The 19494-nt window shown below is 55.1% G+C and carries 8 protein-coding genes and 2 pseudogenes; 3 read left to right on the plus strand and 7 right to left on the minus strand.

The features are described 5' to 3' along the window. Positions 1-25: 25 nt before the first annotated feature. Positions 26-907 (plus strand): glycosyltransferase family A protein, encoded by an 882-nt coding sequence (locus tag R1T46_RS12760; RefSeq protein WP_317305659.1) that lies wholly within the window; start codon positions 26-28, stop codon positions 905-907. A 246-nt stretch (positions 908-1153) separates the two neighbouring features. After that, positions 1154-1270 (plus strand): annotated as a pseudogene (locus R1T46_RS12765) (transposase); the annotation flags it as partial. A 231-nt stretch (positions 1271-1501) separates the two neighbouring features. Here the strand turns inward: R1T46_RS12765 and R1T46_RS12770 are convergent. After that, positions 1502-2518, minus strand: coding sequence for an IS110 family transposase (locus tag R1T46_RS12770; protein WP_317305660.1), 1017 nt, complete (start codon positions 2516-2518; stop codon positions 1502-1504). A 334-nt stretch (positions 2519-2852) separates the two neighbouring features. On the opposite strand from R1T46_RS12770, the pseudogene R1T46_RS12780 reads away from it, so the two are divergent. After that, positions 2853-3748: pseudogene (locus R1T46_RS12780) on the plus strand (IS3 family transposase); the annotation flags it as partial. A gap of 136 nt (positions 3749-3884) precedes the next feature. Here R1T46_RS12780 and R1T46_RS12785 read toward each other — a convergent pair. Genes R1T46_RS12785 through R1T46_RS12810 form a run of 6 tightly spaced genes read right to left on the minus strand, consistent with a single transcriptional unit; the run spans position 3885 to position 19345 of the window. Beyond that, the gene (locus R1T46_RS12785) at positions 3885-4706 is read right to left on the minus strand and encodes a TIGR04325 family methyltransferase (protein WP_317305661.1); all 822 of its coding nucleotides are present in this window, start codon (positions 4704-4706) and stop codon (positions 3885-3887) included. 37 nt (positions 4707-4743) lie between these two features. Then, a complete protein-coding gene (locus tag R1T46_RS12790) occupies positions 4744-6558 on the minus strand; it encodes a CocE/NonD family hydrolase (protein WP_317305662.1) in 1815 nt (604 codons plus the stop codon). After that, entirely contained in the window at positions 6555-7403 is an 849-nt protein-coding gene (locus tag R1T46_RS12795) for a serine aminopeptidase domain-containing protein (RefSeq protein ID WP_317305663.1), read from the minus strand. The genes R1T46_RS12790 and R1T46_RS12795 overlap by 4 nt, the downstream gene beginning before the upstream one ends. Beyond that, entirely contained in the window at positions 7400-8143 is a 744-nt protein-coding gene (locus tag R1T46_RS12800; protein WP_317305664.1) for a hypothetical protein, read from the minus strand. Before R1T46_RS12800 ends, R1T46_RS12795 begins: the two co-directional genes overlap by 4 nt. A 16-nt stretch (positions 8144-8159) precedes the next feature. Beyond that, on the minus strand, positions 8160-12662 hold the full coding sequence (locus R1T46_RS12805; RefSeq protein ID WP_317305665.1) for an amino acid adenylation domain-containing protein: 4503 nt from the start codon (positions 12660-12662) through the stop codon (positions 8160-8162). Next, the gene (locus R1T46_RS12810; RefSeq protein ID WP_317305666.1) at positions 12659-19345 is read right to left on the minus strand and encodes a polyketide synthase; all 6687 of its coding nucleotides are present in this window, start codon (positions 19343-19345) and stop codon (positions 12659-12661) included. Before R1T46_RS12810 ends, R1T46_RS12805 begins: the two co-directional genes overlap by 4 nt. Between the last annotated feature and the right edge of the window lie 149 nt (positions 19346-19494).

The following is a 19494-nucleotide window of genomic DNA, read 5'->3' on the forward strand; positions in this document are numbered from 1 at the left end:
TTGATAAGGTTATCGCGAGAAAAATATGAAAGAGCCGTTGGTTAGCGTCATAATTCCCGCATACAATGCGGCATCGACAATTGGCAGGGCTGTCAAGTCAGTTACGGATCAAACTTTCAATCGTTTAGAAATAATTGTTGTAAATGACGGTTCTACTGATGATATTTTCGAAGCCCTCGAGCCATATCAGGTTCACGTCGTTAACCAATCCAATCAGGGTGCGGCTGCCGCAAGAAACCATGGCGGTAGAGTTGCTAGTGGAGAACTACTCGCATTTCTTGACGCTGATGATTTCTGGCACCCAGATAAGCTGAGAAAGCAGGTGTATGCAATGCAAAAGCATCCCACTGCGAGGTATTGTGTAACTGATAGTTGTAAAGTCTCTTCACTCACTCAGGAAATTACCAATCAATGGAGTAATTCGATAGATAGTTTTGAGTCAGAGCTTATAGAGTTCCCTAGTGTTTTTAAAAATCCGTATTTTGGAACTCCAGGCGTACTAATGCCGAAGGCTCTCTTTGAGTCAACAGGAGGTTTTAATGAGAACCTGACTACAGCTGAGGATGTAGATTTGTGGTTAAGGGCAGCGTATGGCGGCGTTGTTCTAAAAATACCGGAAATATTGTTTTATATTGTTAGGACTAAAAATAGCCTTAGCGGGAGGTTTTTAGATAGAACCTATTGCGATAATATTATTGTCATAGACCAATTCTGCGACAATTACCCTGAATTTTTAGAAGAACATCGTGACGCAGTCAACAGTGCTAGGGCGAGAGTTTTTTGTGACTGGGGTTCAGAAGCGCTATCCAGAGGAGATGTTCCCCTCGCTAAAGAAAAACTGGCACTTTCTATCAAGGCAAAGCTAGGGTTTAGATCTTTATACTTATTTGGAAAGACACTACTTTAATTGATGTGGTTGCAACGTATCCATAATTTTGGAAGCAAATAGTAAGGTTGTGAACCTAAGGTGCACTTCCTTTTGTTTCCTTAGAAGCCTGTCGGCGGGGAGTATCCTCGAATCCTTTTTTTTAAGCTCACGATCATTCTGCCGAGATAGAATTTAAACGTATCGAACTTGGATCGGTAATCCCCCCGAAAAACAGCGGTGTTCATAAGTAGAATTTTCCGTAAGCTATCCGCAGGGAGATTCTGCATGAAGAAGTCACGCTTTTCCGACAGCCAGATCCTGTCGATCCTCAAGCAAGCCGAGAACGGCGTGCCGGTTCCGGAGCTATGCCGTGAGCACGGCATGAGCAATGCGACCTTTTACATCTATGGACTACCTCCCTATTGCAAGCACTTCTGGCATTAGGATCCGAACTGCATACATCTATCCGGCATCAGTTTCTCCGAGAGATAGAGCTGTGCCCAAATGGGGAGTCCGCTCACGTTCGCCTCAACAACTGGACGATCTCAAAGATCAGTATAAAAATCAGGGTCTGAACGTGATGGTTCGACCTTATTGCCATTTTCAGTGCTTTCGCAATTCGTTGACGACGTGCTAGGAGCAGACGTAGTTGGTTTTGTTCCGCAGGATCGACCAAATGATCCTCGCATTTTTATTAGCAACTGCGACCGTTGCCTTATTAAAACCTCGTCGCTCCTTCAGCTGTACAACCCAGTCATTGAATAGGGTTGCATCCGACTGACAGGTTCGCACAACAGACCGAGCACCATGCACCAGGAGTGTTCGAAGATGCTGATCGCCGCGCTTGGTTATATTCATTAGAACGTTTCGATCACCGCTAGAATGCTGCCTCGGAACTAGACCAAGCCAGGCCGCGAAGTGCCTGCCATTCTTGAATTCACGACCGTCGCCGATGGCGGCGACTACAGCGGTTGCGGTTTTGGGGCCAACCCCTTTAATTTTTGAGATGCGCTGACAGGCTTCTGAATCCTTGAATACCGCCTCGATTTCTTTGTCGAAGAACTTGATGCGCTCCTCCAAGCTGATCATGAGGTCATATAATTCACAGATCGTGCGCCTCATTCGAAAGCTCAAGCCATTGGAAGCATCCTCTAAAACTAGCGGAACCGCTCTACGCAACCTGGAAATCGCCTGTCCGATCGGGATGCCTCGATCGAGTAGTAATCCACGAATCTGACAAGCCGTTGCAGTTCGATGGTTCACGATTCGCTGTCGGGCCCGGTGTAGAGCCTGAATATCCTGTTGTTCAACCGACTTTGACGGCACAAACTGCATCGTCGGTTGCATCACGGCAACGGCGATACCTCTGGCATCGTTGAAATCGTTCTTCTGCCCTTTGATAAAGGGTTTCACGTACTGTGGGCTGATCACTTTCACGGAATGACCAAGCTCTTCAAACTGCCTCTGCCAATAGAATGCTCCAGTACACGCCTCGACCCCAATTGTGCAGGGTTCAATCCTGGCGACTACTCGTAAAAGTTCATTGCGTTGCAGGCGTTTCTGGAGGACGACATTTCCGGATTTCGAAAGGCCACACAGCTGAAAGACATTCTTTGCCAAATCAATTCCGAGGTACTGAACAGTGGACATGAGATTGCCTCCGTTGTTTGAGTCGACCTCTTCAGTTTAGGTCGGGAGGTAGTCCATCCCATTAAGTGGCGCGCCAAGTTCGGTGGTATGGATGCGTCCATGATGGCGCGCCTGAAGGAGTTGGAGGACGAGAACCGTCTGTAGTGGTCAACTAATCCCGGACAGTATTTTAAGGTTTTCCTCAGCAGCAACGGGCGAAATGCCGTCGTTGAATGCGTGAGGTCGTCGCCGGTTGTAGTAGCCCATCAGATAGCCACCGACGTCCTTCTTTGCCTCGACCAGGTTGCGATCTTACCACCTAGGTTGGTGTCCGGAATCATTGAACCACTACAGTCGGCTCAAGAAGATGTATGCCGAGGAGCGGCTCAAGTCGGACATCCTCAAGGAAGCCATCGAAAAAAAGTGGTGAAGCCGTCTCGTCGCCGAGAGATGGCACAGCAAGCCGTTGTTGAAAAGCGTGTCAGCATTCGTCTGGCGTGTTGGATGTTTAGCATCAGCGAGACCTGCTACCGCTATCAGCCCAAACTGAGCAGCGAAAACGCCGAGATCGCGGACTGGCTGATACGGCTGACCCACAATCAGCGGAACTGGGGCTTTGGTCTGTGCTTTCTGCATTTGCGCAATGTGAAAGGGTTTGGCTGGAATCATAAGCGGGTGTACCGGATCTACCGGGAGCTGGAACTGAACCTTCGCATCAAGCCCAAGAAGCGCCTGGTGCGGGAAAAGCCGGAGCCTTTGGTCGTGCCTGAAACGATCAACGACAGTTGGTCGATGGACTTCATGCATGATCAGCTCAGTGATGGCCGCAGTTACCGGTTGCTAAACGTAATCGATGACTTCAACCGTGAAGGGCTCGGTATCGAGGTCGACTTCTCGCTACCGGCAGAGCGTGTTATCCGGTCGCTAGAGCAGATCATTGAGTGGCGCGGGAAACCGCGCTCGATCCGCTGTGACAATGGACCCGAGTACATCAGCGGCAAGTTGGGAACCTGGGCCGAAAAACAGGGCATCAAGCTGGCGTTTATCCAGCCGGGCAGGCCCCAGCAGAATGCCTATATCGAGCGCTACAACCGAACCGTACGTTATGACTGGCTGGCTCAGTATCTGTTCGAAAGCACCGAAGCTGTTCAGGATTACGGCACTCGCTGGCTCTGGCACTACAATAATGAACGCCCGAATATGGGACTAGGAGGGATAACCCCTCAACAGAAGTTGGCCATGACGGCCTGAGGTCTACTTTTGAACCCTGCTAAAAATGGGGGGTTACATATCCATGCTCGCCTGCTCCTGCTTAGGGTGGCGTAAAAAAATTATAGGTAGACCGCAAAAGGCCGTCAATTGGCCGGAATGCGGACCGAAGGATTACTCACTTCGGATCACTAAGGGTGAAGTAAAACCCGTGGTAGTGCTCTACTGTTTTCTCCAGATGGTAGGGAATCTCTATTTGGCGTGGGTTTTTCCACCGGTCTACCAATCGGTATCCTGCCTTTTCCATGTCACTCACCAGGTTGGTTTGCGAGCTGATGTGATAGGGCACTTCGCAGACTTCGAGGTATTGCAGTGTCCAGAAGTCTTCCGTCGGGTGGGCGGGCAGGTTGTGGACCAACACATGCTGGGGAAGCCGTTGGAGCTGGCTCACGGTTTCGGCAATGCTGGTGTCCATGTATTGCAGTGTCCCCGCCGTCATGAAGATGTCTACGGCGTCTTCCTCGCCCATGTCGTTACTGTCGATGAAGGCGAGCCGTGTTTCGCCTTTCTGGCTCGCAATCTTACGCCCGGCTTCGACGGCTGCCGGCAACTCAGCGATCACCCACTGGAGAGCGTCGGGGTAAGGGAAGTAGTTCTCAAAGCTGTAGAACCCCTGGCCGATACTTCCGCCCAGTTCCAGTAGCCGTTGGGAAGGCTGCATCAGACGGGAAAGCCAGAACAACAACGGGTAATCGATATCCAGCACCCGTTTGTCCAGTACCGGCATCTCCTGCTCCAGATGCTCCCCCTTGTTCTGGTTGATGACGTCGTACTCGTTGGCCAACTGGTTGATGCCCTGTTGCTGGGCTTCGTGGAAGGAACCGTAAACGCCCCGGTAGGTAATTCCCAGCCGCTTTCTGGCCATGTGGAGGTAGAGGTCGTGACCATATGGCAGCAGTTCGATGCTATTGATGATCCGGTTCTTCAAGGCTTTGTTCACTGTTGTCTCCTTTACGCAACGGATTGCGCCAGTGAGTCTATTCCGATGTTTTTATGGGCAACGCCACGGAGGACGGTGTATCTCCACCAAAGTGAACCCTGTTGGTTGCGACAAACGTATCCGAATCGCTGTATTCGTCTTTACCGGTGTTGAGGTTCCGCGCCAGGCGTGGAAAGTTGCTGCTTGAGATGTGGAACTCAAGCCGGTGTCCTTTCCGGAAGCGATAGGCAATGGGCCTCATTTCCAGCTCAACCCGATAGATGCGGCCCGGTTCAACGGGGCTAGGGTTGTCGATACCGTTACGGTAACGCAGGCGAACAACGCCATCCTGAAGGTTGAAGGCTCTGCCATCCGGGTACTGGTCGACCATTTTGACGGTGAAATCCGTATCCGGCGCGTTGGTCGACACATACAGCACAACGTTGGCGTTGCCGACCAGCTCTATGTCTTCCTCCAGTGGCTCGCTTGAATAGACCAACACGTCCTGGCGTGATTTCAGTGGCCTCTGGTCGAGTGGCCCGGGCTTGTCTTCCGGCCGGTAGGTGCAGCAGATTGGTCCGCCAAGGGTGGGGACGGGGTCCAGTGGATCGTAGGTGAATTCGTCATACACCCTGCCGCTCTGTTCGGGATTTTTGTGCGGGGCTGCCTTTTCCGACAGGCGATTGCCCGGCATGAAATAGAACCTTTGGTCGCTTGAGTCGGCAGGCGGCCACTGCTCGGAGGTATTCCATTGCCCGGAATGGATCGAATAGTACTCAAATGGAGGTGGCAGATCTGCCGGTTTGTCTTTTAACCAGTGATCGAACCAGTCAACGTAGGTTTGCCTGAAATCTTTGCCGGCGTACTCAAACGACATCTCACCGATGGTGACTTCCCCAGGCTTCAGTTTTCCGGCACCGCAATGTACGCCCGGGGCAATCAGAACAGGTTGGTTTTTTGCGCGGGGGTGGCGGGCGTTTTCCGCCATGTGATCGGCGAGTTTGAAGGTATTGTGTGCGGTTTGATCGAACCAGTCATTGATATGCAATGTGGCCACTGAAAACTCGTCGTCCGGGTGGGTGTAACCCTCGTCGTCCCACCAGGTGTCGGTCAGGGAGTGTTTGATAAGGTCGCTGAAGCCGGTTTCGTAGGGAACGACCTTGTCCTCTATCCCGGAAACGGGCAAATAGTCCATGTAGGTACGCATTCGCTCTTCGTAATCGTCGGGGCGTGGGGTTACCTTGAAATCCTTGGCCCCCTCGGCGGTGAACCAGCCCAGGGACGAAGCGAGATTCAATACTCCGTTTTCAAATACACCAAAATAACCGTAGGTCTCCCTGGCCTTGCCGATGGCGCCGCCGGCACCGGAGGCAATCATGGCAATGTGGTTCGGGTGATTGGCCGCGGCAAGTATGATCTGGCTTTCACCGAGGTAGGAGCAGCCAAACGTTCCGATCTTGCCGGTTGACCAGGGTTGATCGACCAGCCAGTCGATGGTGTCGTAGCCATCCTGCTTTGCAGTGTAGTAGGGGCTCTCATAACGCCCCTCCGAGTAAAACCGGCCACGGACATGTTGCACAATCACGGCGTAGTTGTGTCTGACGAAGTGTCGGACGGTGCTGAATTCGATGCCGCCATAGGTGGTGCGAATGTATATAACCGGATGACGTTTGTTTCCAAGCGGCCGGTATACATCTGTTGCGAGCCTCACACCGTCGCGCATGGGAACCATGACGTTGCGGGTCCGTTGCATGTTTTCGCGCATGGGCATGGTGACATCGCCCAGCCATAGCTTTACGTCGTCTGCGCGATAGCCGAGCACAGCAAGGATGGCGATCAGGATCAACGAACTGGTGATCAGGACGAATTTCATTCCGGTTTCAGGGTCTTGAAGTGATCCAGTTGTTTATTGGCCCAGTCTGTGATGGTGCCGATCAGGCGTTGCCGGTGCACTTCAATAGAGAAGATGTGCTTGGCATTGGGCCAGAAGACTTCCTCGATAACGGGTTCAAGGCCTTTGATGCCCATGGCAGAGGTGAATTGGCCAAGTTTGTTGTAGTGGTAAAGGGTTTGGCTGGTAAACACGGCCAACACCCGGCCATCTTTTTCCACAAGGCTCTCGAAGCACTGGTCCATATCGTCTTCATTGGGTTCATCCCGCAAGTCCATGGGGGAACTGAGCAGCGATTGCTCCCCACTGGTGTTCTGTTTTAGCCGGCGGGAGACAATCTTGTGGATATTGAGCCACTTGTTTGGGTTGGTCAGTTTCCGGAACAGTTCCCGTTTCGCGAAACCGGCGTCCTGACGGGACACTGGGTCGAGCAGAATGAGGCCCTTGATGGATGGGTCCTGGGCGCAGAGTTTAATACCGTTGTCGGCACCTGAACACAAGCCGAAGATCAGCAGAGGTCTTGAGCCGTAGAGCTTTTCGAGGGACTTTTTCATGAATGACCAGTCGAGGGCCACTGATTCCCGGTTGGTTATGGTTTCTCGGGCTGGGGAGTCGCCCTTGCCAGAGAGGTCCACCCGCAATGCAATATAACCCAGTTCCGCGAGTTGGCGGCCGAGCAGTACATTCAGGCGGTAGGGCTCCGCCCGGTGGGACAGGCCGGCGTTCAGCAGCACCACAATAGGGCTGTTGAAGGTATCCTCAGGCTCGGAGAGCACGCCAATGCCATGCTGGTGCTCTCCATAGGTGAATATCCGTTCCTTGATCATAAGAACACCCTATCCAGTAAGGCTTCGAGTACCGGCTTCTGGGTGATTACTCCGTCATGGTAATACGGCCAATCGTAGCTGAGGCCAGGGTAGGCGCAGTTGCTTAGTCCTGAGCTTTTGCAGAATTCTGGATCGGTTGAGACAGTGAAGCACAGGTTGGGGTTGTTCAGGGTACTCTCGGGGATACCCAGCTCGCGTATACCGGTGACCAGCCCTGAGGGAAGGTCGAAATTCCTGTACTCTATGTTCTCAAAGGGAACATTGTTCTCGCGTGCCGCTGATAGATGGCGCTGGCGCAGGATGGCATCGATCTCATTCAGCCACTCGACATAGCGATCTCCGGACAGCACAGGATCCCAGAAAATGAACTCTTTTACGGAGGCATGGTCAATTTGTGCCGCCAGTGTTGCACCAAACCGCACGCCCAGTAACACCACATGGTTGGCACCGGAGACGGCAATGGCTTCATCAATCGCTTTGTGGATATCGGACAACCAGACTTCTATCGTTGCCTCCGACAAGAGGCCCTGGGATTCTGCGGTTCCGTAGTAGTCGAAGCGAAACGCATGATTCCCGCGCTCGGAAATAGCCACGGACAACTCAGATAAGGCCCGGTAGGTCCGCCGGTACTCGTCAAACAACGGTGGGCACACAACCACGACTTTTTCTGCATTGGGGTCCGTCGCAGACGAATAGCAGCCGAACAGGCGGCTGTTATCAAAGAAAAAAGGTTCTATCATTGCCCGTTACTTCCCGTCATGACTGAAACAGCTTCCTCCAGAACGGCTTTTTGGCGACCGGTGTTTTTGACTGGCTTGGTTCTGAGGGCACCTCATTGATAAGTCTTTCCAGATCCGCGACAAGTCCCGCAAAGGTCTCCTTGAGCGAATGCACCGTCTGTGAATCAACAGCAGCCTCGTTGTAGTCAAACACGCCAATAAAACCACCAGGCTGGATCCGCACCCAGAATTCCACCGGGTACTCGGTGTTCAGGCGGGGCAGGTCCAACTGCCTGAGTGTCAGGTTCGCAATGGAGGTTGGCCGGTTGCGGATGTCCTGAAAGGCAAAACTGGCCTGGACAAACTCCGGAAACAGCGCCCTCTCGGCAGGCGTATTACTGACGATATCTGCGTAGGTCACCGTCTGATGATTCAGTGTTTCCCTGAGTTGGTCGCCCAGGCTGGCCATGCGTTCCCGGAAGCTGGACGATGGCGCCTGAAGCAAACAGGGAATGGTGGTCACAAAGCTGCCGATCAGGTTGATCACGTCGGCGCGTTGACGGCCGGCCGAGGGCACGCCCAGTACAATACTGTTATCTTTATGCGACCGGGAGATGGTCTCGGCGAACAGGCAGAACAGGATCTCATGGAGTTTGAGCCCGAGTTCATTACCTACCTTTTCCACCATCGCCAGGCTCGCTTCCGGGAAGTTCAGGGTCTCCCGGGCACATTGGTTGGGCTTGGCGCTGTTATCGTTCTCCCGGGCCCCGGATTCCAGGACGCCGGCAAGCTTGGCCCTGTGGTAATCGACATCCTCTGTCGACGCACCTTTTTCAATTGACCACTCAGCGTAATCCCGGAACTCGAACGCCAGCTTGTTGGCTTTTTCCCGTTCCGTATTGCTCTGCACCAGGTAGGCGTCCTCCAGCTCCTTGAGGAAGATATCAAACGACCAGCCATCGAAGACCAGTTGATGTGGCACGAACACGTAGTGGTATCGGGCATCACCCAGCACAAACAGCGTGGAGCGGAACAGCGGCCGGTCGAGCACCTTGAAGGGTGTGAATGCCAGGTCCCGTGAGCGTTTCAACGCCGTTTCCTCGGGGTTATCCTCGCCGGTCAGGTCAACAACATCGAGTACGGGGACCTGCTTCACTGGCAGGATGCCTTGCTGGTAGCGGCCGTCCAACTGGGTAATGGCTGTACGCAGCGCGGTCTGACGCTCGAAAACCTTGACCAGGCTGCGGGTGAACGTATCTATATCCAGATCGCCTTCGAGGAACCAGGACGCGGGCAGGTTGTTGCACACGTTGTCCGGGTAGGACAGTTGCCGTAGCAGTAGCCGGGTCTGTTCGTGGCTCAACAGCCGCCGTTGCGCCGTGGGCAGGTCCGCCGGCGAGTCTTCGTGCCCGGCGGAGGCGGGCGTGCTGTGAGAGACTTTCTCGGCAATTTCACTCAGGCTGAGCCCGACGATGTCTTCCGGGGTCAGTTTGATACCGGTCTGACTTTCTATCCTGCGGATGGCCTGCAGGGCGAGCAATGAGTGCCCGCCCAGGCTGAAGAAGTTGTCCTCACGCACAATCCGGGACTTCGAGTTGAGCACGTCGGACCAGACATCGGCAATCATCTCTTCGGTCTGGTTCGCCAAGGCGGAGGCCTTGAGAATACTGGACTCGCGAAGTTCCGGTTTGGGCAGGCGCCGCCGGTCCATCTTGCCGCTGGGGCTCAGGGGAACGCTGTCGATGGCGATGATGTACTGAGGAATCATATACGCTGGCAGGAGCTTTCTGAGTTCCTTGCGGATGCTCACCACATTGGGCTCGTCTCCGGATTCCGAAACCACACAGCCAACGATGCGGGCGTCGCCCGGGGCCAGTTCCCAGACATACGCGCAGGCGGATTTAACGTCCGCGCAGGCGGCGAGGGCAGACTCAATATCACCCAATTCAATGCGGTAACCGCGAACCTTCACCTGGTCATCCATTCGGCCCAGATGCTGTAGGTTGCCGTCAGGTGCCCACTTGGCAAGGTCACCGGTGGCATACAACCTGCCGTAGGTGGGGTGGTCAACGTACTTTTCGGCGGTAAGTTCGGGCCGGTTGTGGTAACCGGTTGCCAGCCCAACGCCACCGATATACAGCTCACCGGGGCAGGACAGGGGCAACGGGTTCCGTTCCCGGTCAAGAATATGCACCTGTGTGTTGTTAATAGGCTTACCGATGGAGATCAGTCTGTCGGTAAGTCGTAGTGGGTGACAGGTGGACCAGACGGTGGTTTCAGTGGGGCCGTACATATTCCAGAGCTCGTCCAGGCATCCGAGAAGATCCTGCACCAGATCCTGGGGCAGTGGTTCGCCGCCACAGAGGCCCTTCATTCTCAGGCCATCCTTCCGCCAGTCGGTATCCAGCAGCATACGCCAGGTCGCCGGGGTCGCCTGCATGATCGATATCTGGTGATCGAGAATCAGCCGGCGCAGCTTTTCACCGTCCTTTACGCTGTCCTTGTCCGCAATCACGGTAGTGGCGCCCTGCGTCAGAGGCAGCAGGAGCTCCAGGAAGGAGATGTCGAAGGAGAAGGTGGTAACGGCCAACAGCCGGTCGCTGGCCGTGCAACCGGGTTTGTCCGCCATACTCTCAAGGAAGTTGATCAGCGCCCGATGGGGTACCAGCACGCCCTTGGGTTTTCCGGTGGAGCCTGAGGTGTAGATGATATAGGCCGTCTGCCCCGGGTCGATATTCACTGGTGGCAAGTGCGACGATGCCGAACTCTGCTTAACCGCCTCGTTGATATCGACCTTGACCAGATCCAGGCCAGCGATGGCCGCTGGCGTCTGTGGTTCGACGATAACAGCGGAGGCCTCGGAGTCCTCAATCATGTGCTGCAATCGGGCTTCCGGAAAGTCCGGGTCCAGAGGAAGGTAAATGGCCCCCAGCTTGAGAATACCGACAACCGCAGCCAGGGCAGCGTCTGAGCGCTCGACGCATACCGCTACTGTATTGCTGGCCGCGATACCCTGGCTGGCAAGGTTGGCGGCTACGGCATTGCTGCGGTCTTCGAGTTCCTGGTAAGTCCAGCGACGGTCACCGAACGCGCATGCCAAGGCATCCGGTGCGGTGGAGACATGGTGCTTAAGTGCCTCGATGACCGTGCCATGGGTCATGTCACGCTGGGTGTCGTTAGCACGCTGAACCAGGTTTGGTTCCTGTTCTGCCAGGGCAATGCTGCCTACAGCCACCTCTGCATCCGCCGTGGCGGACACCAGGATCCGTTCCAGGGCCTCAAGCCAGGACACGATGGTGGCCTCGCTGAACAGGGCGGTGGAGTAGGTGGCCTCAATGGTGAGGCTGTCGGACGACGGCAGGATGTTCAGAAACATCTCGAAGTTTTCCGCGGCGCGGGGCACCGTTCTGACTTTGCCGTCAACATCGCCGAACTGCATGTGCTCCAGGGGCTGGTCGATGTTGAAGATGGTATTGATCAGCGGGACACGGGTACGGTCAACGTTGATGGCTTCAATAAGCTTGCCGAACGTGAAGTTTGAATGCTCGGTGGCATTGAGCACTTCCGACTTGACCTGCGTGCACAGCTCCGAAAACCGGGTGTTCGGTGTCAGTTGTGTGCGGATTGGCAGCAGGTGCACCATGTGGCCAACCTGTTTCAGGCGGTTCTGTGTGGCCTGGCCTGCAACCGGAAGCCCTACCACGATGTCGTTGCTGGATGTCAGGCGGTGCAGTAGCACAAAATAGCTCGCCAACACCATGTTCACCATGCTGACTTTCATGGCGGCGGCTGCCTTGGGCAGGCGTTTGGCCAGCTCCGGGTCTATCCGGTAATCCAACCGGGTTGCTTCAAAGGTTCGAAAATGGGGCCGCGGGTGATCCAGGGGCAGGTCCAGGTTTGGCGGTACTTCGGCAAAACGATCGATCCAGTAGTCGTTGTCGATATTGCTGATTTCTTTGGAATCCACCATTTCCGCGTAATCGAAGAAGGAGATGTCCGATCCCCCATCGTCCGATTGTGCGCGCTGAGTACCATAGGATTCGGCCAGTTCGGTCAGCATCAGCCCGATGGACCAACCGTCACAGACAATATGATGGGCGGCCAGGACCAGTTCGTGGGTGTTGCTGTCGAGCTTCATCAACCACGCGAACAGGAGAGGGCCTTCCTCGAGGTTCATGGGGGAAATGGCGATGTTCTTCCAAAGGTCTTTAATGGCAGCTTCCTGTTCGCTCGGAGTGCCGCCACTGATGTCCTCCACTTCCAGTTGGAATGTGGAGGTGTCGTGCAGGCAGATTTCCGTGCCGTTCCTGGAAAACGTTGCCCTCAGGATATCGTGCTTTGCGATAAGGTCATCAAAACATTGGCGGAGCAGACTGACATCAAGGTTGCCGGAAAGCTTAACGGATACGGCTTCGTTAAAGGCGGTGTTGGCAACGTCGCTCAGCTGGGCAGAGGCGATGATTTCCCTTTGTGGTCCTGTTGCGGGAGCAACCCGCAACAGTTCACCACCGGCGAACGGATTGAAGCTGGCGGAACTCATGGGCGGCCCACCTCCACATATGCGCCTTTATTGTCGGGGTCTTCAATAAAGTAAGCGGGCTCCCCTTTCTCATTTTTTCCCAGCCTGGCGCCTGCAGGAATGCTGTTGTTGCCACTCAGATACTTCTTGGCCGCCACCTGGTCGCCCTCGAGCAGGCCGTTGACGATGAGGTTCGCCAGGGCCGACTTGAATGCCTGCAGTATTTTCTTCACATCTTCGGCGGAGTGCTGGGTTGTCAGGAAGTTTGGACGGTACTGCTGGATGTGGATGCCGTCGAGCGTCATCGACAGGAACAGTAGGTGCCCCCAGTGAGACGTCGGGGGAACGGAAATGTAGAACAGCGAGGCAAATTCCTCGAAGCTGACGTTGGATTTCAGCTGCTCGATAAAGGCCTTGGCTTCCCTGGCCATGGCGGTGGTTTTTTCTTCCAGCGCCGGATAGATCGAATCGCCGTCTTCCTTGATCTTGGTAAGTACCGCTTTGGCAACTGCCAGGGCCAGCGGGTGCCGCACAAAGGTTCCGGCGAAGAACGTCACACCCTGCTCGGGGATGGAATCATCGCCAAACTCCCAATAGCCGCCGTCCATCGCGTCCAGATACTTGGCTTTGCCGGCGATAATGCCGATGGGATAGCCGCCGCCGATGACCTTGCCGTAGGTCATCATGTCGGCATTGACATCGAAGCGTTTGCGAATACCGCCGGGGCCAACGCGGAAGCCGGTCACTACCTCATCGAGGATCAGCGCGACGCCGTTTTCCTCGGTAATTCTGCGAATTTCCTGGATGTATTCCTTGCTGTGGAACTGGGGCTTCCTGCTTTGCACCGGTTCCACCAGTACAGCGGCGATTTCGTCACCCAGTTTACGGATCTCATCCAGGCTACTCTGCTCGCCCCAGGGCAGCAGTATCATGTTTGAGGTTGCTTCCCTGGGCACCCCTGGTGCGGCGGGAAGAGCCTTGTGGTCTTTACCGACTCGCATGACCACTTCGTCGTGAATGCCGTGGTAGGAGCCTTCGAACGCCACGACCTTGGTGCGACCGGTGACCGTACGGGCGACCCGGAGGGCGCCGACGTTGGCCTCGGAGCCGGTACAGGCAAAGGTGCACCGCTCGTTGCCGGTGAGCTCGCAGAAGAGTTCCGCCACTTCGCCAGCTAGCGGGGATTGCGGTCCGGTTTCCACACCGCGGTCAATCTGGGCCTTGGCGGCGTTGGAAATGAAGTCCGGTGAATGGCCGAACAGGATGGGGCCGAAGCCATTGGAGGTATCAATAAGCTCGTTGCCGTCGATATCCCAGAGTTTCGATCCTTTCGATTCCACCGTGACAATCGGAAAAATCACCTCTTTCCAGCCCGGGTTAAAGCCGGAAACACTTCTTGGATCGGCCAGGTGTTTCCTGTGCTTCTGCGTGTAGCTCTTGGACCCTGCGTATTTTTCCTGGTATTTCGTCATCAACCGGTCGATCCATTCCCGCTGTGCGGAGGTGACTTCGGTATTGGTTTTCTCCCGTGCGATGCGAGTGCCAGGGGTGTGGGCCGGTTTGCTGGGTGTGTCGTCGGCGCTTTCGTTAGCGCTTGCCTGATCCTGATTGGCAACAGCGGGCGTTGGTGAGGCAGCGGCTGGCTGCTGTGTTTGCGGTGCGCTCTGGGGGGCCGGGCTCCCCTGTCTGCCAAGAGCCTGAAGTTGCATCTGCATAATCTGCAACTGGGCGTTTACGATATCCTGTATATGGCCACCGGAAGTGGGCATTGTTGCACTGAAATCAACACCGGAGGGCATGGACACGTGGCCGCCATCAGCAGGCTGGGGCTGACCAACTGTCTCCTGAGACGGTGGTGCAGTCTGGGTGACGACCTCGGGCTCAACCTGGGATGCAATGAACTCCGAGATCAATTCCAGAGAGGTGTGTTCTTCCACAAGATGCCGGAATGTGATCCCGAGTTTAAACTGACGCTCCAATGCAGTCGCGACCTGGGTGAGCAACAACGAATCCAGGCCAACCTCACTGAAGTGTGAGGCCGGGTCTGCGTCGCCCAGGTCATACCCCGACACGTCTTCAATAATGGCCATGACATCGGCGCGGATTTTTTCAGAATGCTGTTTTGAGTCCATTATAACGTCCTGTGTAACCGGGGTTGCCGGATTAGCCAGATGAGACAGTTGCGAAGCTGCCGCCGTTGAAGGGGCGACGCTGTTGGTCATGTTTGTGGAGGCGTTGTTGACCGGGCCGAGCCAGAACGAGTCGTCCGAAAACGCATAGCCCGGGAGCCGTTCCTTGCAAACCGACAGCCCCTCAAAGTAACGGTTCCAGTCCAGGGTATGCCCATCGACCCAGAGTTGGCCAACACTGCGGTAAATGTCGTCTTCTGCGTTCTCGTCGGTGCCCTTGGTGGTGAGAGCGGCATAGGCGTGAATACCTTCAAGCTCCCGGTGGCTATTCGCCAGATTGACCAGGGTATTGCCGGGCCCCACTTCCAGGAGACTGATTCGTTCGCCATCGTTTTCATGACGGAGGCTGAGAGCCTGCAAGGCATTTGAAAACAGCACTGGGTTCCTGAGTTGTTGCGACCAGTAACGGGGCGACATCGCCTCCTCATCCGTCAGCAGCGCGCCCGTCATGGTTGAATAGATAGGGATGGAGGGTGCCTGCCGTTGAATCGTGGATACGAATGCTTCGAACTCGGGAACAATGGGGTCCATCATCGACGAGTGGAACGCATGGCTGGTCTGCAGGATAGTGCTGGCGATCTTCCGCTCGGACAGCTCGGCGGAGATCGCCCTGATGGCCTCCTGCTCGCCCGAGAGCACCATAAGGCCAGGCGCATTCACCGCAGCCACCTCAGCCCGCTGGCCAACCAATTCTTCGATGTCGTCCGGGTTTGACCGCACAATGAGCATTTTTCCGGGCGGCATGCTTTGCATGAGGGCGCCCCGGGTGGCAACCAGCTCTACGGCGTTCTCAAAACTGAAGATGCCTGCAAGGGCAGCGGCGGCGAATTCGCCAATGCTGTGCCCGATTAGAAACGAGGGCGCAACGCCACGTTCTTTCAGGTAGTTTGCCAGTCCGAATTCGAGCAGGAACAGGGCCGGTTGCACGAAGGAAGTCTGGTTGACCAGATTGTCATCGGCGTTCTGGTCGCCTTCGGCGAACAGGATGCCGCGGATGTCCACCCCACTGGTTTTCAGTACGATCCTGCAACCGCGATCAAAGGTATCCCGATAAGAGCCGGAGTTCTCATACAGCCATTTGCCCATATGCCTGGCCTGGGTACCCTGGCCAGAGAACATAAAACCGACACTCTGGTTGGGATTGTTACCGGCCTGGCCCTTGGCGAATGACACCTCCTGGCCGAGATTCTCCAGGGCGGAGGGCAGATCACCGCCGAATACGATCGCCCGATGATCGAAGTGCTTGCGACCATGGATCGAGGTGTGGGACACGTTCGGCAGCAGAGCATTCTTCCGGTTGGCGAAGTAGTCGCAATACCGGGCGATCTGTCGCTCCAGTGACGGCTTGCTCCTCGCCGATAGCAGTATCGGGAAGCGGCGCTCAGAAGTGATCTCTTTAGACAGCTCGGGCGCCTTTTCCGGAACGTATTCCTCCAGGATGACGTGGGCATTGGTACCGCCAACACCTAGAGAGGTCACTGCTGCCCGACGGGGAGAGGGTAGCTTCCAGGCCTCCACCGCCGTATTGACGTAGAAATGGGACTTCTCCAGTTCCAGCTTGGGATTTGCGGTCTGGAAAAACAGCGTGGGCGGTATCTTGTTGTCCCGGACGGCCAGAGTGGATTTAATCAGGCTAGCCAGGCCGGCGGCATGGATGGCGTGCCCGATGTTGGATTTGACAGAGCCAATCGCGCAGGTTTTCTCCCGGGTGTCCTCTGAGGAATAACAGCGCCTCAGTGACAACACCTCGATGGGGTCTCCCAGGGGCGTTGCAGTGCCATGGGTTTCAATGAAGCCAACAGACGAAGGTTCGATCGCGGCGCGGGCGAGGGCATCCTTATACACAGCCACCTGGCCGGCCACACTGGGTGCGGTGAAGCTGGCCTTCTGTTCGCCGTCGTTATTCACCGCATAGCCTTTGATAACGGCGTAGATGGTGTCGCCATCCCGTTCCGCCAGGTCTCGACGTTTCAGGACGATAGCGCCGGCACCGTCGTTGAACGTGGTTCCCGTGGCGTCCTGGTCGAAAGGCCGACAATGGCCGTCTTTCGAGAGCATGCTACCTTCCTGATAGGCATACCCTCGCTTCACTGGCGTCGAGATAGACACACCCGCGGCGATGGCTTGCTCACATTGGCCGTTGTCGATCGCTTCACAGGCCTGTGCCACTGCGACAAGTCCCGTGGAACACGCCGTAAAGACGTTGATACTTGGGCCCTTCAGGTTCAACTTATAGGAGATTCGGGTACTCAGCAGGTCCGGTTCATTGGCAAGGCCACAGTTGAGCACGCCATAGCTGTCGATCACTTCCTTGTTCGGGAGAACATACTGCTGGTAATAACGGGCCCAGTTCATACCGGCGAAGACACCCGTGCGGTAGTGTGTGTCGCCTGGAGGAATGTTCGCGTCTTCAAGGGCATGCCAGCTTAGTTCGAGCAGGATGCGCTGCTGGGGGTCCATCACCCGGGCTTCTATCGGTGAGATACCAAAGAACTTGGCGTCGAAGCGGTCGTAACCCTCGACAATACCCTTGGCTTTTACATACGCGGGATTGGAGCGTTCTTCTGCAGTGACGTCGGGACTCAGCTCGTCGTCGGTAAAGAAACTGACGGTTTCCTTGCCCGCAAGTAGGTTCTGCCAGTATTCATCCAGATTGTTGGCGCCTGGGAAGCGGCATGCCATGCCAATGATGGCAAACTCGTTATTGTTCCTGTCGCCGTGCCGTGCTGATGCTTCAGTTTCACCAGCACTGGAACGGGTTGCAAAGAAATTCGCTTGCTGCTGGATCGTCGGGTGCTCGAACACGAACGTGGCACTTAGCTCAACGTCAAAGGTGCGTTCCAGCAGGGTTGCCAGTTTCAGGGCTTCAAGTGAGGTGCCGCCGGCATCCATGAAATTGTCGGTCTCTTCGACCGGGCGGTCCAGTATGATGTTCCAGCTCTCCTGGATGCGGTCCTTGGTGACTCTGGAGGCCTGCGGGGCCTCTTTTGGCGCCGTCGCGTATGGGTCAGGCAGGCGGGCTTCATCCAGTTTGCCGTTCTTGTTCTTCGGCAGTTCGGACACCTGGATAATAAAGTGGGGAATCATGTAGGCCGGAAAAACCTCACCCAGTGCCTGACGGACGGAATAAGCGCTGACGTCCGATTCTGCCACCAGGTAGGCGGCCAGGCGTTTCTGCCCCTGCGGTCCGATACGGACGACGACCCGGGCCTCGGTGACAAAATCGAGGCTGTTCAACTGATACTCAATTTCTCCCGGCTCGATGCGGTGTCCATCGATTTTGACCTGCTTGTCGATCCTGCCGAGGTAATCGTAGCTGCCGTCTTCATTGAGTTGCGCCAGATCGCCTGTCCTGTAGGCAGTTCGCGACTGGCCATCATTGGTCTTCACCTGAATGAACTTGTCAGCGGTCAGTTCCGGCTTGTTCAGGTAACCCAGCGCAAGGCCATCGCCGAAAGCGATGAGTTCACCGGCCTGATCGGCGCCTTCAATAATGTTCATCTCTTCATCGACAAGGGCGCATTGGGTACCGGGGATGGGAAATCCGATGGGAATGCGCTTGATATCCTCCGGCAGAACCCTGGGTATCGGGAATACAGTGGTGAACGTCGTATTTTCGGTGGGGCCATAACCGTTGAACAGGGCAGTGTCGGGCAGGTTTTCGAGTGCCTTTTTCACGTGTGGTACAGAGAGCGCTTCACCTCCGGTCAGCAACTGTTTGACCGGCTTCAGGTAGCCGGGGTATTCGGATATGAAGGTATTGAACAACGAAGAGGTAAGCCACAGCGTGCTGACGGCACGCTCACGGATAACGTCCCGGATGCGGTTGGGGGTCAGTATATCGGTCTCTGGATGAAGGACGCAGGTGCCGCCATTAAGCAGCGGCCCCCACAGTTCCAGAGTAGAGGCATCGAAGCTGAGCGCCGATAGCTGGAGAAATGTCTGTTCCGGTGAAAAGGATATGAAATCGGTATTGGTGACCAGCCGAAGTATCGCCCGGTCGGGTATCACCACGCCCTTGGGTTCTCCGGTCGAGCCGGAAGTAAACATAACATACGCTGGCTGCTCCCCGTTTTCATGAATAACCGGTGTTTCCATGTCACTTTGTTGGGCGTCAGCGGTATTTATCCATGAAATATCAAGGTGTTTAAGTAAATGACTTCCGGGAGCATTTATACCGAACTTTGCGGAAACAGCTTCGGCGATAAAATGTTGACGCTCTTTGGGGTAATTGGCGTCAATAAATACATAATGAGCACCACAAAGAAGTACACCAAGTAAGTTGGCGCATAAATCCGGATGTCTTTCAGACGGAAGTATGACCGGGGAGCCTTCCTTGACGCCTGCCTTGACCAGGTTGCTGGCAATTGCCCGGGCTTTGTCGAATAATTGGGTGTAGGTAAGTTCTTTCCAGGTCTGGTTGTCTTGCCACGCAACAGCGGTGCGACCGGGGTAGTCCTGAGCAATTTTAATAAAGCGGGAGATGACGGTTTGTTGGTTACTACTGGCGGTCATGACAAAACATCCTGTTTGACAATCGTACCTATCAAATTCAATGAAAGGGAGCGGCGGTTTTTGATAACCTTTTGACATAAACGTCAACGGTTGTTGGCCATTGCCATCCTTCATTATTACAAAAAATATAGCAGCCTTTCTTTTCGATT

The sequence above is a fragment of the Marinobacter salarius genome, from assembly GCF_032922745.1.
Lineage (GTDB): Bacteria > Pseudomonadota > Gammaproteobacteria > Pseudomonadales > Oleiphilaceae > Marinobacter.

Excerpts from the sequence above, each read along its gene's own strand:
- R1T46_RS12805 (WP_317305665.1), bottom strand. The coding sequence starts at position 12,662 with ATGAGTTCCGCCAGCTTCAATCCGTTCGCCGGTGGTGAACTGTTGCGG.
- R1T46_RS12790 (WP_317305662.1), bottom strand. The coding sequence starts at position 6,558 with ATGAAATTCGTCCTGATCACCAGTTCGTTGATCCTGATCGCCATCCTT.
- R1T46_RS12810 (WP_317305666.1), bottom strand. The coding sequence starts at position 19,345 with ATGACCGCCAGTAGTAACCAACAAACCGTCATCTCCCGCTTTATTAAA.
- R1T46_RS12800 (WP_317305664.1), bottom strand. The coding sequence starts at position 8,143 with ATGATAGAACCTTTTTTCTTTGATAACAGCCGCCTGTTCGGCTGCTAT.
- R1T46_RS12795 (WP_317305663.1), bottom strand. The coding sequence starts at position 7,403 with ATGATCAAGGAACGGATATTCACCTATGGAGAGCACCAGCATGGCATT.
- R1T46_RS12760 (WP_317305659.1), top strand. The coding sequence starts at position 26 with ATGAAAGAGCCGTTGGTTAGCGTCATAATTCCCGCATACAATGCGGCA.
- R1T46_RS12770 (WP_317305660.1), bottom strand. The coding sequence starts at position 2,518 with ATGTCCACTGTTCAGTACCTCGGAATTGATTTGGCAAAGAATGTCTTT.